Origin of the sequence: Microcoleus pseudofavosus SVA1_A4 (assembly GCF_036700565.1) — a bacterium.
Classification (GTDB): Bacteria; Cyanobacteriota; Cyanobacteriia; order Cyanobacteriales; family Microcoleaceae; genus Microcoleus.
The window spans coordinates 14,190-30,979 of record NZ_JAUBPE010000001.1 but is presented as its reverse complement, the minus strand read 5'-3'; the positions used below and the strand labels follow the sequence as shown (position 1 = coordinate 30,979).

Below are 16,790 nucleotides of genomic sequence, written 5' to 3'. Positions count from 1 at the left end.
CTCAACCCAACCTACTAATAAACTTACGGTGTTGGATTCGGATACTTAGCGTGCACCGCATTGATTTCCGCTACGATATCCTTATCCAAATTCACCTCCAAACTACCGATATTTTCCTCCAACTGTTCGAGGCTTGTTGCACCGATAATTGTGCTAGTCACAAACCAGCGCGATCGCACATACGCCAAAGCCATCTGCGCCGGACTCAAACCGTGTTTTTGAGCAATCTCAATATACGCTTTTACCGCATCATTCAGATTAGTTTTATCGTAACGCTGACCAAAACCAGCAAATAAAGCCAGCCGCGAATTTTCCGGGATTCCATTCAAGTATTTGCCCGTTAAAATTCCAAATCCCAAAGGACTGTAAGCCATCAATCCCACATTCTTAAAGCGGCAAGTTTCTGCTAAATTTAGGTGAAATGTCCGATTGCTTAAACTGAAAGCATTCTGAATCGAAACAACTTTCGGCAAGCCGTGTTTTTCCGCCAATGCACAAAACTCGCAAACTCCCCAAGGCGTCTCGTTACTCAAACCCAAATAGCGGATTTTGCCAGCTTTAATCAAGTCAGCAAATACCTCTAACTGTTCGAGAATCGGTACGGTTTCGTGTTCTTGGGCGATGTCGTAATCCGGCGCGCCAAATAGCGGCACGTAGCGATCGGGCCAGTGGATCTGATAGAGGTCGATGTAGTCAGTTTGCAGGCGCTTCAGGCTGTCATTCAGGGCTTTTTCGACATTTGGGCGATCGATCTGATTTTTCCCTTCCCGAATCCACTTTAATCGAGTGCTTCTGCCCGCCACTTTAGTCGCTATAATGACTTTATCCCGCTGCTGTTTCGCCAACCATTCGCCGATATATTCCTCTGTTCTACCCTGAGTTTCCGGTTTTCCAGGGACAGGATACATTTCTGCCGTATCGATAAAGTTGATGCCTCTGGCGATCGCAAAATCGAGCTGTTGGGCCGCTTCTGCAACGGTGTTCTGCTGGCCGTAAGTCATCGTACCCAAACAAATTTCAGATACTGATAAGTCGCTGTCGCCGAGTTTTTTGTATTCCATGATTTCGATTGCTTGCTGCAAAATGATCTGATTCTATATTAGCGGCAAAAAAAGATTTAGTTGCTGAATAAAAAAAGTACGTGAAGCGCAGCTATTTTGTAAAAAATCTCCCTTTTCCCTCTTTTACTCTGCGCCCTCTTTTACTCTGCGCCCTCTGCGGTTAAAATATTTTAAAAGCTATTTGCCCTTAAATGTTAATATAAAGAATTATGCCCGATAGTTTATGAGTAACCGTCAGCCCAAAATTCCCTTTGTAAATCTCTCCCTGCAACACCAACCAATCCAATCCCAAATAGCAGAAGCAATTGGACAAATAATCCAGGAAGGAGACTTTATTTTAGGTCAAGCATTGACGGAATTTGAAACAGCATTTGCAGCAGCTTCTGGAGTAAAATACGGCGTAGGAGTGGCTTGCGGAACAGATGCGATCGCTATGGGACTCCAAGCTTGCGGCATTAATCCGGGCGACGAAATTCTCATACCCGCCAACACTTTTATCGCCACCATAATCGCCGTCCTCCAAGCCAAAGCTATACCTATTCTTGTAGATTGTGACCCGGAAACCGCCCTGATTGACCTCACAGCAGCCGAAACAGCAGTTACCTCAAAAACTAAAGCAATTATCCCCGTACACCTCTACGGTCAAATGGTATCGCCCCGGCAGCTTTTAGATTTTGCGAATCGCCACGATTTAATCGTATTTGAAGATGCCGCCCAAGCGCACTTAGCCGAAAGAGAAGGATACCGCGCGGGCTCCATTGGCAAAGCAGCAGCATTCAGCTTTTATCCCAGCAAAAACCTCGGTTCTTTTGGCGACGGCGGGATGTTAATTACTAATGATGCAGAGCTCGCACACAAAATGCGAACTCTCCGCAATTACGGAGCACCCAGCAAATATTTGCACACAGAAATCGGTACCAACAGCCGCCTCGACAATTTGCAAGCTGCCGTGCTCAATGTTAAATTGCCTTACTTAGAAAAATGGAATCGCGATCGCACCGACGCCGCCCAATACTACAATACTCTACTAGAACCCCTGAAACACAAAGGCATTGTACCGATCGCCAACCACAGCAGCAGCGGTCACATTTATCACCTCTATGTTATCCAAATTACTGAGGAAAGCTCGATCGACCGCAACACCCTTCAGGAAAAACTGGCCCAAAACGGCATTCAAACAGGTATACACTATCCCGTACCTTGTCACCTGCAACCCGCCTACCAAAACTTAGGCCATCGGGGCGACTTCCCCCACGCAGAAACCCTGTGCCAACAGATTTTATCATTGCCAATGTATCCCGGATTGAGCAATACTCAGATCGAGCAAGTTGTTGGGGCGATCGAACTATCATTGAATTGCTAATTGTTCGTAAAAGTTATGCTGCACGTGTTTCAAGCAGTAAGGTGCGGTTCTAAAAGCGTTTTTGTGGGGAATTAACAAATCTTTAACTCACAGTTGAAAACCGCAAAGCGTGGCGAATCCAGCGCAGCAATCTCAAAACTTCTCAAACCATGCACATCCAGCGCAGAATTCGCATTGTTATAAAGCGACACCTCTTGGGGGAAGGTATCACGGTACTCCTAGTGCTGCTGTATGCCCCCCTGCTAGTAAACTGGTACGACGGCTGGTTCAACAAAAGTATCAGCATCGAACACGAATATTTCAGCCACGGACTTATTGGTTTGCCCTACGCGGCTTATATTGCTTGGATGAACCGAAAGTCCTGGCGCCGCTTGCCCAACTCCCCGCATCCTTTGGGAGGCTTTTTGCTGGTACTAGCAACGCTTTTTTATCTGAGTCGCTTGAGCGATTTGGTAAATTTATCCCTGCCAGTAATGCTGACCAGCATTTGCTTATCTTTAAAAGGAATTCCCGGCTTAAAATTGCAGGCGATGCCGCTTTTATTCGTATTTCTGGCCTCGCCCAACCACATTCCTTACCTCATAGAACCCTACGCCTTGCCGTTGCAGCACTTCATTGCTGAAACATCAGGCTTAATATTAATTAAGGTTGGTCTCAACGTGAGAGTGGAACAAATTTATCTGTACGTAAACGACCGCATTGTAGAAGTTGCTCCCCACTGTGCAGGCTTGAAAATGCTGTTTACCAGTCTTTATGTCAGCTTAATTCTGCTGGATTGGACGGGAGTTTGGAGTTCTCGCAAAAGAAGCATTTTGTTTTTAGCAAGTACATCTATCATTAGCATCGCTTCCAACATTTTCCGCAACACTTTGCTAACTTACTTTCACGGAACAGAGAGAGAGACGCTTTTTACTTGGCTGCACGCCGGATGGGGCGGAGACTTGTATTCTGCTTGTATACTAGGCTTATTGGTACTTATCCTCAACGGGATGGAAAAGTATTTCCCAAGCCAGTCTGTAAATTAGTGAAACAAATGATTTCAGCACGGAAACTACTGCGGCAGTACCAATTATCTAAAATTGTGGTACTGGTGTTTTTGCTGGTATTGGTTGGGGCAGTAGCACTTCCGGGCTACGCGACGGGAAGGTGGCCTTGGACAAATCCGCCCCCAGTTGCAAACCTCAAGCAATTGAGAAGTTTGCGCCAACACGGGATGACACTTCCCGGCTGGGATGTAATGCGCGTCCAGAATAACGTTCAAATTGGCGGTCACAGGTGGTTAGTTGAAGAAATTAAAAACGATCGAACAATTGCCATTTTATTGCTGTTGCCTCAAAATGGCCCAAAAGATCAGCCCCAGGTAGAATGGCTCGATATCGATGGATTTCACCGGTGGCAAACAGATTCTCATCGCACTTTGAGGTTTACAGTAAAATTAGCGCCCGTACCCGACAAGCCGCCGCCTAATGTCGAGGCCCGGTTTTTCCGAAGCTGGACTGCCCAACAAACTTTTGCTGTCGTGCAGTGGTACGCTTGGCCTAACGGGGGTTCTCCAGCAACCAGCCGCTGGTTTTGGGAAGACAGCATTGCTAGACTGTCAAACCGCCGCGCCTCTTGGGTTGCTGTCAGTATCATCGTTCCCATTCAACCGCAAGAGGACATTAAGATAGTTGAACCGTTGCTGGAATCTCTCGGCCAAACTGTCCAGGCTAAATTAATAGCAGAAACTTTTCGGTTTGAGTAAGTAGGTAGGTGCAAATAAATCGGCTTACGGGGTGGGCGGGTTTTGCCACAATAAACTGCCTCATAGTAAATATCCGGGTTCAACCCGCCCCTAAAATATCTTATTGTTTTTTCGCGCCGCTCTATTTAGATGAAACTTAAAAGTCAGCGAATTATTCAAAATATTACTCTTTTTTATCCTCTCAAAATGCGGGAAAAATTCACAATTAAAAATCGCGCCGCTTTTTCCTTGGCAGGCCTGTATTCAACTGCTTGGACTCTATCTTTTACTGCTGTATTCTGGGGTTTTAACGGCAAAGTTTTTCCAGAAACGGCTTTAGCTCAATCTGTTGTTCCTAGTTCCGACCGGCAGAGTCCGCCGCCACCGCCACTGCGCGTACCGCCACCGCCGCCTGCCAATTTCAACCGGGAAATTAACCCAGCTTTTCGGAATCGGCCCTACCGCCTGGGCCCGGGAGACCAGATTTCTGTTCAAGTTCAGCGCTTCCCCGAGCTAGCTTTTACAGGTGCAATCAGCCCTGAAGGGGTAATTGTACTGCCGCTAATCGGAACAGTAAATGTGCGGGGTCTTACCGTAGAAGAATCACAGCAGCGCCTCCGGGAGCGCTTTGCTCAATTTATCAAAAATCCTCAAGTCTCGGCTGCTTTGCTGGTTCAGCGCCCCGTAGTAGTGACGGTGACGGGGGAAGTGGCGAGACCGGGTTTTTATCCGCTGCAAACTCCCCAGCTTCCGGCGGCTCTGGCGGCTGCTGCTGGGACTACTCTTACGGCGGAACTGCGGGGGGTGCGGGTGCGGCGGACTTTGCCGGGGGGTGGTGTCGCGGAGCAAGTTGTTGATATTTTGACACCGCTGCAAACTGGTATTGCTCCGCCGGATTTGCGTTTGGAAGATGGAGATGCGATCGTCGTACCGTATAAACAGGTTACGCCCGATCGCAAATCCGATCGAGATTTAGCATCCAGGTACAGCCTAGCTGCTGCCGCTGTCCCCGTCCAAGTCACTGTCACCGGAGAAGTCAGCAAACCCGGTTTTTATACGCTTCCGGCGGGTTCTGGTCGAATTTCGGCTGCTTTGACCATCGCGGGGGGAGTCACGGGAAAAGCCGATTTGCGGGAGGTGCGAGTGCGGCGGACGCTAGTGGATGGCTCCTCGGTGGAGGAACCAATCGACCTCTACACTCCCCTAGCAAAGGCTAACGATTTGTTCGATTTTCCTTTGGCATCGGGAGATGTGATTGTCATCCCGGAATTGGACGCTAGTACAAAAAACCTAGACTACGACAAAGCTCTGGTGGCGCGGTCTACCCTGATTAAGCCCAGGATCTACGTTCGAGTTTTGAGTTACGCTAGTGGTGGTTTGACCTCGTTCTACCTAGAAAATGGCAGCAAGTTTTTGGATGCTATCAACAACTTGCCTGTAAATCTTGCTGACTTGCGGAAAATAGCCCTGATCCGGTTCGACGAAAAGCAAGGTAGAGCAATCAACCGTTCGATAGATGCTAAAGCTGCGTTGGAGGGCAATGTTTCTCAGAACCCGATGCTCGAAGATAATGATGTGATTGTGATCGGTAGGAATTTGGTAGAGCGCATTGGTTATGTAATCAATACTTTTACTCGACCATTCCGCGATACTTTGGGATTTATTCTGTTCTTCGATCAGTTGAGAAATGGGGTGACAAATCTGTTCGGACCGACTAATAATAATGGCAGGTAATTATTAGTTATTAGTAAGGGTTATTAGTTATTAGTTATTAGTTATGATTTACTCAAAATCAACAGTTAATCCGTAGGGTGCGTCGCTACGAGATATTGGATATAACTTGCAAATTATAGATGGCGACGCACCCTACTTAAGTTAATCCGTAGGGTGCGTCGCTACGAGATATTGGATATAACTTGCAAATTATAGATGGCGACGCACCCTACTTACTCAAAATCAACAGTCAACAGTCAACAGTCAACGGTTAACAGTCAACAGTCAACAGTCAACAGTCAACAGTCAACAGTCAACAGTCAACAGTCAACAGTCAACAGTCAACAATCATTATGACTTTATCAGTTGTTAAACGTTATTTAATTGCTTTCGACCAATACAAGTGGGTGGGACTGGCAACTCTCGCGGCGACTGTGGGCGTGTCGGGAGTAGTGGCCTTGCAGCCAACTCCGCCACCAGTTTACGTTGCGGCAGGTACGCTGGCTTACCGCAGACCGAGCGTGATTTTTTCATCGACTACTACTAAAATTCAACAGGAAGGACAAGAAATAACTAAAGATATGCTGTTGGATACAAGGGTGGTTGAAGCAGCAGCAAAAAAAGTAAATGTTTCTGCTAAAAAGCTGGCAGACAACGTGCAGGTAAAGATGCCGAGCAAGAATAATGACCCGAGCGCTTTGATTCAAGTATTGTACAAAAATGCCGATCGCAAAAAAGCAGAAGCGGTTGTAGAGGTGCTGATGAAGGAAATGGTGGCTCGCAGCCAAACTATTAATACTTCTAGACTGCGAGAAACGATCGCCCAAATTAACATCCGCTTGCCGAAAGTAACACAGGAACTTAGAGAGACGGAAGAAAAACTTGAAGCTTACGAAAAACGAGAAGGAACTGCAATTTTAGCAGCTCAGAGCGGTGTACTGCCCCAGGCGATTATCAATACCGAACAGCAGCAGCGGCAGCTCCGCTTGCAGTTGGGAGGGATTGAAGCTCAAATCAAAAGCTTGCAAGAGCGGTTGGGATTGAATGTGGAGCAAGCTTACGTCGCTCAAGCACTCTCTGCCGATCCAATTATTGCGCAACTGCGAGTGCAACTGTTTTCGATCGAATCTCAGCTCAAAATTCTCCGCAGCGACTTGCAGGAGGAACACCCAAAAATTGTAGAATTGCTCAAGCAAAAACAAGCTTTTGAGCAGCAGTTGCAGCAGCGACAGTCGGAGGTACTCGGCGGTAACGGGGTGGCGGCTCCGCTCAGAAGTGCCGAGCGAATTCGCGTAGACTCTTCTTTAGACGCGGCCAGACAGCAGCTAGCTCAAAGTTTGATTGCTTTACAAACGCAGCGGGATACGGCGCAACAGCAACTCAAAGGAGTCGAAAAAACTGAACAGCAATTGCGCCTGGAACACGCGACAATCCCCAACAAGCAGTTAGAACAAGCGCGGTTGGCCCAGCAAGTGGCGCTGAAAAAATCTCTCTACGATAAGATGCAGTCGGCTTTGGTAGACGCTGAGGCGGCGGTAGCTGAGACAACCGGGAGTTTGACAATCGCCCAACTTCCCAAAACTGATGATGTTGAGTCAAACAAGAGAGGTTTGCCGGTGATGCTGGCGGTGGGGGGATTTGTGGGATTGCTGCTGGGCGGCGGGTTGATATTTTTGTTGGGGATGCTCAACGGCAAGTTTTACAGTTGGGAAGAAGTGCGGGCGGCTTTGGTGGAAAAAGAGGTGCCGATACTGGGAGTTTTGCCTGAAGTGATTGTGTTTGATTCCTATGGGGATGAGATGCCTTTGGCGCTAGAACCGAATTCTCCCTATTTGGAATTTTACGAGCGGTTGCGCACTAATTTGCGCCGGATCGGGGACAAACCTGTGAAGGTGGTGTTGCTGACTTCGGCGGCGCCTTTGGAGGGGAAAAGTTTTAGCGCTTACAATTTGGCAATTGCTTCGGCTCGATCGGGTAAACGGACTTTGTTAATTGAAGCAGATTTGCGATCGGCTTCTAATGTTGAATCTTTGAAAATCGCCGCCGATCCTCTGGCGGCGGTGGAACCTTTGCACTATTACGGCAATATGAGCGAGTGCGTCCTTTTGGTTCCAGAGATAGAGAACCTATACGTGGTGCCGAGTCCGGGCTTTTTGCGGCAGGCCTCCGCCGTACTCGAATCGAGCGAAATGCGGAGGTTGTTTGAGGATGTTCGCAACCGCTTTGATTTTGTGGTTGTGGATTCTCCGGCGTTGAGCGAGTGCAACGATGCGCTGACGCTGGAACCGTACACGGACGGTATGATTTTGGTGGCGCGGCCTGGTTACACTTTGTCTAGTATGTTGTCTGAGGCTGCCGATCAGTTGCTGGAATCTGACGACGAGGAGTCGCATAAATCCGGGCCGCGGCTGTTGGGAGCGATTATTAACGGTGCTGATATTGCGGTGAAGTTCCGCAATGATATTGATATTGATGAATTGGAGTTGCCTTTGAGTGCGATCGGCGATCGGGCGCTCGAAGTGCGATCGAGGCAATTACCGCAGCAGTCAAAGACTAAAAACAAGGCTATTAATAGTAAATTAAGCTAATTTATGTCGCTGTATTCTTCTAAAGCAATCTTCAACGAAATGTGAATATTGTAGGATGCAACCTAAGCAGCTTCAGCCGAAAGCACTGTTAACAGTCAGTAGATTTGAGATTTGAGATTTGAGATTTGAGATTTGAGATTGAAGAATCGACTCCACAGATGAATCTGGGAGGCATAACTTTGGTCTAACATTTTGCGATCTGGGCGACTCCTGTCTTCAAGCAAGTATCAGTTTTTGGGCGAGTTCAACAGTCAACAGTTAACAGTCAACGGTCAACAGTTAACAGTTAACAGTTAACAGTCATTACTTGAAAATGTGTCGATCGCACTATTGATTGGATTCCGGGCGTTTGGAGTGTTTTTTCTGGATAAACTGTTCCAAATCGGCGATCGCATCTTCAAAATCCGACAAATTAATTTTTGCAGGTCTGGTCTTCTTCGGCGGAATCGAAGACTGACTCGAAGACTTAGTTTGAGGCGGTGGAGATTTAGGCTGTGCCGCTTGACTGCTTTTCGATTCTATAGAATCAAACAATTCATCAAGGGACTCAAAAAATGATTGAGCCGAGGCCCGGCGTAAATCTTTCTGGTCGTCGTCATCCGTCATAAGCCACTCCATAAACTCTAAAAGTTGCCAACAAACTCTGTCCGCCCCCGGCGCCTGCAGATATTAGACATGAAAACCGACTAAAACAAGCAGGCGGACAGAATTTAACCGGGCGGTGGGAATGCTTGCGGCCCAAGTTGCTGCCCCAATATAAAACCCGCTGCGGGCATGGTCAGCCTTCAAACTATATTTAACTGTACACCCGCCTACTGAGTGATTTGTGACTTTGTGCAAAACCAGCTCAAAATCATCGACCCTGAAAAAATCTCAGTTACTGCTCTTTCGTTGTCTAATTAACCCTAGTCTAGTCGAGAATAAGGAGACAGGACTTATGCAACTATTACCGCTGTTCAAGGGTTGCGATGGCAACGCGCCACCTCGAAAGGACGGACATACGGTGTTTTTTGCTTGAGTCCTAAGATTTCAAAGGCATTAGGAGATTTTAAGGTGACTCAGGGATTTGATTACGATTTAGCAATTATCGGCGCCGGCGTGGGCGGACACGGGGCCGCCATACACGCGGTTAGCTGCGGGCTGAAAGTGGCAATTATCGAAGCGGGCGACATGGGCGGGACTTGCGTCAACCGCGGCTGCATTCCCTCGAAGGCGCTGTTGGCGGCTTCCGGGCGGGTGCGAGATTTGCGGAATGCCCACCACCTGAAGACTTTGGGAATTCAATTGGGGAGTGTGGATTTCGATCGCGGGGCGATCGCCAATCACGCTAATACCATTGTTAGCAAACTTCGCGGCGACTTGACCAACAGCCTCAAACGTTTGAATGTCGATACGATCCAAGGTTGGGGTAAAATCGCGGGTTCTCAAAAAATTACGATCGAAACCGATAAAGGCGAGAAAACTATTACCGCCAAGGATATTATTCTCGCTCCCGGTTCAGTTCCCTTTGTCCCCCCCGGGATAGAAATTGACGGCAAAACAGTATTTACCAGCGATGATGCTGTCAGGTTGGAATCGCTGCCGAAGTGGATCGCAATTATTGGCAGCGGTTATATCGGTTTGGAGTTTTCGGATATTTACACGGCCCTGGGCTGCGAAATTACGATGATTGAAGCTCTAGACCAATTGATGCCGACTTTTGACCCGGATATTGCTAAGTTGGCAGAACGAGTGTTAATTGCACCCCGCGATATTGAAACAAAAGTTGGGTTGTTGGCTAAGAAGATTATTCCTGGTTCGCCGGTAATTATTGAATTAGCTGATTTCAAAACGAAGGAAGTTGTCGAAGTTTTGGAAGTTGACGCTTGTTTGGTAGCAACTGGTCGGGTTCCGGTGAGCAAGAATTTGGGATTAGAAACTGTTGGCGTGGAAACCATGCGCGGTTATATCCCAGTTAATGATAAGATGCAGGTTTTGGCGGGGGGAGAACCGGTGCAAAATTTGTGGGCGATCGGGGATGTTAACGGCAAAATGATGTTAGCGCACTCTGCGTCTGCCCAGGGAATTGCTGCGGTGGAAAATATTTGCGGTCGATCGCGCGAAGTTGACTATTTGAGTATCCCTGCGGCCGCGTTTACTCACCCGGAAATTAGCTATGTGGGGATGACTGAACCGGCGGCGAAGGAGTTAGGAAAAGCTGAAGGGTTTGAGGTAGCTTCTGTCAAGAGTTATTTTAAGGGAAATTCTAAGGCTATTGCGGAGGGTGAAACCGACGGTATGGCTAAGGTGATTTACCGGAAAGATACTGGGGAGTTGTTGGGAGTTCACATTTTCGGTTTGCACGCTTCGGATTTGATTCAGGAGGCGGCAAATGCGATCGCCCAGCGCGATTCTGTTAACAATTTAGCATTCCGAGTGCACACTCACCCGACGCTTTCGGAAGTGTTGGATGAGGCGTTTAAACGGGCGGCTGGAGCGGGTAGTCATTAATCTGTAGGGGCGGTGCTCTTGTTTTATATCCCCGACTTGTTGAATAAGTCGGGGATTTTGGTATTCTGTTGTAGGGCGGCGGTAGAGAAAGTTAAAGGAGATGAAAGTGTTCGCAATTGCATCTTTTAGCATTCTCCAGAACAGGCAAGATGCCTGTTCCACAAAGAGTAAGTTTTTTTGTGGGGTGGGCATCCTGCCCGCCCGTCAAAGGCTGATTGAGAAATGACATTCCCTCTTTGCGAATGTTCCGCAGTAAAGGCCCGTTATAATGTATAAATCGCTGTTCGTCCATAAACAGACAGCTAATCACTTCATCATTTTGGAGCGACAAATCGGCTCGAATGTGGCTGGTTCTTTTAATTTCTTCGCCTGGGTTTACTTGCCCTTTGAGGACGACTAAAATATCAATGTCAGAGTCGGGGCGTGCATCGCCTCTGGCTTGAGAACCGTAGAGTACCATTTGGGTGAGGCGATCGCCGTAAAGTTGCTCGAAGTGCGAGCGTAATTCTGTCAATATGTTCTTGAGTTTATCGTTAATGTTCATATTTGTTGTAAATGATTGGAGGGCGATCGGACTTTGACTAATTCACTTAAGATCAGATATTTGTCAGGAACCACTGTTAAGAATTACCTCAGCAATGTCTTGGCGTGTAGCACCGAAGATAAGCAAGGTGCGAATCAGGAGATCCAGGGAAGCGGAAGGATCGCCAGCTTCCATTTTAGCAACTCTTGACTGGCTAGACTTAATTTTATGGGCAAGCTCATGCTGAGTCATCTGTTGGCTAATCCGGTTTTGTTTGATGGCTTTACTCAGTGCAAGTTTCATTTCTATGAAAGCAATTTCTTCTGATGAAAGTCCGAGAAATTCCTCTACTGTCCCGATAGTCCATCCTGCTGCTTCTAAGCGTTGGCGTTTAGCTATGTCCATAAAATACCTTCTAGATTTAACTTTAAATTTCGTCGTATTGCTTCAAGCGCTTTTTACATTTTTCAATTATAGAATCCGGTGTTTTGTTCGTGGTTTTGTTAAATACATCCACTATAATAATAGCATCTACATCAATTCGATAAATGATGCGCCAATCCTTGCTTGTCTGTGAATCGGCTAGACGGATTTCGTGACAATGAGCTCCGATGCTTGGCATAGGGCGAGAGAATGGCATGGATAGGCTTTCGCCATCCTGTAGCTTTCGCAGCAGAAATCCGGCTTGAATACGCGCATCAGTAGAAAATGGCGGTGTTTTTACTTCCCCACTAAGCCAGACAAGGGGTTTGCTTTCCGAATCTACCATCTATATTTTGGGTTTTTTTAGATCGTATGTCAAATCAGACATATTGGCAATACAGCTTGCCTTATAAAGAGAAGGTCGATCGTACTTCAATCAGAATATTGCAAATCAGGCTGACTTTTGGCAATAATAAAAGGAGATTCGAGGTGGATAGACCAGTTTTCATCAATAACTTTGAGATTGGCATTTAAAATTAGAGTCAGTTCGCCAATTTCATCATCTCCATCATCGCTAACTAAGTTGTTTTCACCCGCAGATAAATCGGCTTTGAGTAAAAATTTAAGTTTAATCCAGTTAGAAGTGGAATGGTTGTTGATGATATTTGTCCCTATCGATCTGGCGATTAACTCAGCATAAATTGGATGAATAAAAGCTATCTCTTCATAAAACTTGTTGCTATCCCAATAGCCGCGTATTTTGTAATTACAGGATTTTAGATGTTTCTCGATCAGGTGATTCAGGGCGATCGGTGCTAATAGTTGAGCAAGTTCATCCCAAATTTGGTGATTTGTCACAGTTACTGCATTCATCAGCTTAATTCTCCCTTAATGACTTGTCTTGACACCTGAAAAGTGTAAAACTTCCTCAATAAACTTTGCGTGATAGCGGTAATCTCCACCTTCTACGTACCTTTTATTTTTAGCCTTCCTCCGCAAGTTCTCCAGTTTTCTCTTGTCCTCGATACTTCAAACCTTTGATTTCTCTCTGAAAGTCCTCATATTTCTCGATTCTTTCCGTTAGATTCGTATCAAGTTGGTAATCTTTTCGGATACTTTCAACCGCTTTTATAATTGCTTCAGCATCAAAGCTAGTATCTCCTATTAGCAAAACATTCAGCTTATGCAAAAAACCAACAGCATCTTCTTTGTTAGCACCGTTCGGATGATTATTAAAGAAGCTTTCCTCTAAACCGCCGATCTTCTCTGAAGCCTTTTCACGAGTCCTCTCAAGTTCTGCCTCACCAATTCGCTCATCAAGTTCGCGGAACAGAATTTTAAAGTTATGGTTGAACTTATTGAGTGCCTCTAAATCTTTTGGTTCTAAATCTTTTTGGTCGCTACAGCTTTTTTTATGCAGATCCTCTACTACTTTAATGACGTATCTGGCAAAAGGAAGCTTGCTTAATCGGGGTTTATCTTTCGATGCCGCTTCAACGCAGGAATAGATCGCTTTGAACATTGTCATACCTTCGTTGAGTTTTTTCTGAATCTCTTCCTCCTTGATATCTTTTAGATCGGGTTCTGTCAGCCCGCAGATAACTTCTGCATACCTGCGGGCTGCCAATACACCGATCCTCAAAGGAATAATATCTTCGATTTGAGCATCTTTGAGTTTTTCAGGAAGATTCACTCCTAGTTCCCTCAAATCACCGATTTGAAGTACATAACGTTGTTTGAGTAAAGGAGTCTTCTGCCAACCATACTTTTCCTCCGTCAGTTGTCGCTTTGCTTCATTTCCATCTGAGTCACTGTCCATAAGGACAATCACGGCTGCTTGCTCAGTATCCCGACTACGTGCTAAGAAAGTCATGTAAGGAACATTTCCCGTTCCTCCAGCAGGCACAATCGTTATTTCATTCAAGTTCAAAGTTTCTCGCTTCGATGCACCGCTTCGCAGTAAATAAGTTGCTGCACCTGCAAGCAAAACTTGATCTACAGACCCCTCAACCATAAGATTACACTGACTGATATAAACAGTTTCAGCAACAAATGCCCCTAATGAAGAACGAAGTGGTTCATAACGGTTATTGGCAGCACTCTTAACTACTTGTGTCCCCTCATATCCAATTCCTTTATTCAAAACACGGATGCGTTCAGAGTGGTTCTTATCGATCAGAAAAGGAGAGTGAGTAACATAAACTACCTGAGAACTGGGAGTACCATCTTCAGAACTGGCAACTTCTTCAAAAATCTTCAGCAAATCCTGTTGAGCCTGACTGGATAAGTAGGTGTCTGGCTCATCCATGAGAAGAATTTCAGGGATGCTATTAGGTGGTTTATACGACCTATGTTGAATAAAGTAACTGAGAAAGTATTTTAAACCTGAGCTTCTCTCCTCAAAAGAGTATTTTGTTCCCGTCCGATCGACAATACTGAATTCTAAATTATGGTCTTTAGCTTGAACGAGAATTTGAAATTTATTATCTTGTAGCCAATACTTCGGAAAATTCAGATTAGCTGATAGTTGTTTGTTAATTTGATCTATTAGTGCCTGCGTATATCCTATATCGTTTTCCGCCATTGCATTTGCTAGCTCAACAATAGCTGTAGTGCTAATCTTGGCAATACTGCATATCATATCATAGGCAAGTCTTATACCTTTTTCTTGCTTTGATTCTCGGTTTTTTTCTATATTTTCGTGAGCTTCAAGTTCTTTTAAAAGATCATTGATTAGTTGAGTTCCTTTCTTTTCATCATCGCTAGCAGCTCCAGGAGTGGGAGGAAGTGACTTTTGAAATAAGGTTGAATCTTCTATTAGTTTATCAAGTAAAAGTCTAATTTTCTCTCTTTTTTCAAAAGATAATAATTCATATCTTGTGCCTTCAGGCTTTCCGTTGATAATTTGAACTAATTTTTGAATCGGTACACTATCTGGGAGGGCTGTAGTAGTATCGAGTCTTCTAGTTCTTGGTAGTATCTTCTGAAATTGTTCAAGAGAATCTGATTTAACTGGATGTGGGTTTTTACCATCAGGCAGATAAATTATTAATTCATCAACGTTTTTTCTTAGTAAATAAAACCTATCAAATTGTTGAGCTTTCGGGATTTCAGAGAGAGCCTTGATTTGGTCGGCTTCTTCTGTAGAAACGCCAGACCATTCAGTAACAAAATCTGGAATACGTGATTTATCAGCAGTGATGAGAAATCTGTCAGAGTATCGGCAAAAATCTGAAGCGGAAATTTTATAATCTTTATAATCATGTCCAGTGATTGCTTTTTCGATCGCGGTCAGTAGGTGTGATTTGCCTGATTCATTAGCACCTACAACTGCCGTGATTTGCGGCTCTATAGGGACTCTAATAAAGGGAAACCATAAGTCGCTACCATCTGCCTTAATCATTTCCCACGGAAGTTTTTTTATGTCTTGATTCGGCTTTTTGGGGTTGGTGGATTCATTGTCTGTAGCGAGGTATTGCCGCGCGTGATCGACGTTGAAAGACTTATAGAATCGGATAAAAATTGTATCTAGTCTCATAGTTAGGGAAAAATGGGAAACACTGAAATTCATTATAGCTCAACAAGGAGAATGTCAACAAGCCCGATCGCCCTTATACTATCCTTAGTATTTGGAAGCCAAAAACCATGTCACTCACACAAACCCAAGTAACTTATACTGAAGCTCTGGCAAATCTCGATGAACTGTGCGAACAAGTCATCAGCGATCGCGATGCCATCATCATCACCCGCAAAGACGGCGAAAACGTAGCCTTAATTGCCGCTGACGAGTTGGCAAGCTTATTGGAGACATTACACCTGCTGCGATCGCCCAAAAACGCCGATCGCTTGTTAAGTGCCCTGAAACAGGCAAAAGCCTGAACAGCCAAACCTCTGCCGTACTCTACTTAAGCTAATTTCATAAATTTGATAGAATTAGGTATCTGCCAAACATCTGAACGATCGCTCAATGCACGTTATCAGTCGCAAAAAATTAAGAGACTACTGCCAAAATCATGCTGATTCCTGCGAAGCCCTTGATGATTGGTACAAAATTGCCAGTCAAGCCCACTGGACTAAACTTATTGAAGTTCAAACTATTTATCCTCAAGCTGAAGCAGTTGGAAACTTTACAATTTTCAATATCAAAGGAAATAAATATCGCTTAATCGTAAGTCTTAACTATCAAAAGCAGATTGTTTATATCAAGTACATTTTGACTCATGCAGAATATGACAAAGACAACTGGAAAAATGACCCTTACTTTTGACTCCGACAGGTACAGCAGCCTGCTATCTCAATATCAACCTCGAATTATCAAAAATGAAGATGAAAACGAGACTTTTTTAGAAATAGTTGAAAACTTGCTCTGTCGGAAAAATTTAACTCCCGAAGAAGATACTCTGTTAGAACTTTTAGTCAAACTAATTGAGGATTTTGAAGAAAATCACTATCAACTGAATGCTTCAACTCCCCACTCAAGACTTCTTCATTTGATGGATGCTAGAAGTTTAGAACTAGCAGATTTAGTAGAAATTATTGGCACAGTTGAGACGGTAACTGAAATCGTTAACGGTCAGCTAGAAATTAATAAAAAACAAGCTGAGGCTTTGGGAAAGTTTTTTCACGTAAATCCGGGTTTGTTTCTGTTTAATTAATCGACCTTTTGGTAAAATTTGGGAATGCGCGATCGACCTTTGTTTATTGAATTGACTTTTCAGTCCTCTTTTAGAGGACTTTCGCTATGAGACGGGGGTTTTCAACCCCCGGCGGACTTGCGGGTTAGCGAAGGGATTTTAGCGGCAAAATGTGCGATTCCCTACAGGATAGCTAAGCTTCACGCACTTTGTAAACAATTTTTTATAATGGAATCCAATCCAATTTATCAATCCATTCTTCAGCTTCCGAA

At 45.0% G+C, this 16,790-nt stretch carries 17 protein-coding genes; 10 read left to right on the top strand and 7 right to left on the bottom strand.

Translation table 11 applies throughout. The features are described 5' to 3' along the window. Positions 1-23 precede the first annotated feature (23 nt). Positions 24-1,082, bottom strand: a complete 1,059-nt coding sequence (locus QUA02_RS00165) for an NADP(H)-dependent aldo-keto reductase (RefSeq protein WP_333024355.1) — start codon at positions 1,080-1,082, stop codon at positions 24-26. Between the two features lie 202 nt (positions 1,083-1,284). On the opposite strand from QUA02_RS00165, the gene QUA02_RS00160 reads away from it, so the two are divergent. The 6 genes from QUA02_RS00160 (at position 1,285) to QUA02_RS00135 (ending at position 8,448) form a co-directional block, all read left to right on the top strand. Continuing rightward, positions 1,285-2,424, top strand: coding sequence for a DegT/DnrJ/EryC1/StrS family aminotransferase (locus tag QUA02_RS00160; protein WP_333024354.1), 1,140 nt, complete (start codon positions 1,285-1,287; stop codon positions 2,422-2,424). A 149-nt stretch (positions 2,425-2,573) separates the two neighbouring features. After that, entirely contained in the window at positions 2,574-3,449 is an 876-nt protein-coding gene (gene crtB / locus QUA02_RS00155) for a cyanoexosortase B (protein WP_333024353.1), read from the top strand. Positions 3,450-3,457: 8 nt separating this feature from the next. Then, a complete protein-coding gene (locus tag QUA02_RS00150; RefSeq protein WP_333024352.1) occupies positions 3,458-4,168 on the top strand; it encodes a cyanoexosortase B system-associated protein in 711 nt (236 codons plus the stop codon). Positions 4,169-4,297: 129 nt separating this feature from the next. Further along, positions 4,298-5,881, top strand: a complete 1,584-nt coding sequence (locus QUA02_RS00145) for a polysaccharide biosynthesis/export family protein (RefSeq protein ID WP_333024351.1) — start codon at positions 4,298-4,300, stop codon at positions 5,879-5,881. A 195-nt stretch (positions 5,882-6,076) separates the two neighbouring features. Then, entirely contained in the window at positions 6,077-6,217 is a 141-nt protein-coding gene (locus QUA02_RS00140) for a hypothetical protein (RefSeq protein ID WP_333024349.1), read from the top strand. Next, positions 6,214-8,448, top strand: a complete 2,235-nt coding sequence (locus QUA02_RS00135; RefSeq protein ID WP_333024348.1) for a GumC family protein — start codon at positions 6,214-6,216, stop codon at positions 8,446-8,448. Before QUA02_RS00140 ends, QUA02_RS00135 begins: the two co-directional genes overlap by 4 nt. Before the next feature lie 327 nt (positions 8,449-8,775). On the opposite strand, the gene QUA02_RS00130 is transcribed toward QUA02_RS00135, so the two are convergent. After that, entirely contained in the window at positions 8,776-9,054 is a 279-nt protein-coding gene (locus tag QUA02_RS00130) for a hypothetical protein (protein ID WP_333024347.1), read from the bottom strand. Between the two features lie 447 nt (positions 9,055-9,501). Here QUA02_RS00130 and lpdA point away from each other — a divergent pair, with 447 nt between their 5' ends. After that, positions 9,502-10,938 carry a dihydrolipoyl dehydrogenase gene (lpdA, locus tag QUA02_RS00125; RefSeq protein WP_333024345.1) on the top strand — a complete coding sequence of 479 codons (1,437 nt, stop codon included), beginning with the start codon at positions 9,502-9,504 and terminating at the stop codon, positions 10,936-10,938. A gap of 91 nt (positions 10,939-11,029) precedes the next feature. On the opposite strand, the gene QUA02_RS00120 is transcribed toward lpdA, so the two are convergent. From QUA02_RS00120 to QUA02_RS00100, 5 genes are all read right to left on the bottom strand, one after another. Further along, positions 11,030-11,482 carry a nucleotidyltransferase domain-containing protein gene (locus tag QUA02_RS00120; RefSeq protein WP_333024343.1) on the bottom strand — a complete coding sequence of 151 codons (453 nt, stop codon included), beginning with the start codon at positions 11,480-11,482 and terminating at the stop codon, positions 11,030-11,032. 63 nt (positions 11,483-11,545) lie between these two features. After that, the gene (locus tag QUA02_RS00115; RefSeq protein ID WP_333024342.1) at positions 11,546-11,866 is read right to left on the bottom strand and encodes a helix-turn-helix transcriptional regulator; all 321 of its coding nucleotides are present in this window, start codon (positions 11,864-11,866) and stop codon (positions 11,546-11,548) included. Between the two features lie 22 nt (positions 11,867-11,888). Further along, a complete protein-coding gene (locus tag QUA02_RS00110; RefSeq protein ID WP_333024341.1) occupies positions 11,889-12,230 on the bottom strand; it encodes a type II toxin-antitoxin system RelE/ParE family toxin in 342 nt (113 codons plus the stop codon). 86 nt (positions 12,231-12,316) lie between these two features. Then, a complete protein-coding gene (locus QUA02_RS00105) occupies positions 12,317-12,757 on the bottom strand; it encodes a hypothetical protein (protein ID WP_333024340.1) in 441 nt (146 codons plus the stop codon). Between the two features lie 109 nt (positions 12,758-12,866). Then, the gene (locus tag QUA02_RS00100; protein WP_333024338.1) at positions 12,867-15,422 is read right to left on the bottom strand and encodes an AAA family ATPase; all 2,556 of its coding nucleotides are present in this window, start codon (positions 15,420-15,422) and stop codon (positions 12,867-12,869) included. Positions 15,423-15,529: 107 nt separating this feature from the next. On the opposite strand from QUA02_RS00100, the gene QUA02_RS00095 reads away from it, so the two are divergent. From QUA02_RS00095 to QUA02_RS00085, 3 genes are all read left to right on the top strand, one after another. Continuing rightward, positions 15,530-15,763 (top strand): type II toxin-antitoxin system Phd/YefM family antitoxin, encoded by a 234-nt coding sequence (locus QUA02_RS00095; RefSeq protein ID WP_333024337.1) that lies wholly within the window; start codon positions 15,530-15,532, stop codon positions 15,761-15,763. Between the two features lie 88 nt (positions 15,764-15,851). After that, complete coding sequence (locus QUA02_RS00090) at positions 15,852-16,151, top strand: type II toxin-antitoxin system HigB family toxin (RefSeq protein WP_333024336.1); 300 nt, start codon at positions 15,852-15,854, stop codon at positions 16,149-16,151. Next, positions 16,135-16,539 (top strand): helix-turn-helix domain-containing protein, encoded by a 405-nt coding sequence (locus QUA02_RS00085; protein ID WP_333024334.1) that lies wholly within the window; start codon positions 16,135-16,137, stop codon positions 16,537-16,539. Before QUA02_RS00090 ends, QUA02_RS00085 begins: the two co-directional genes overlap by 17 nt. Positions 16,540-16,790 lie beyond the last annotated feature (251 nt).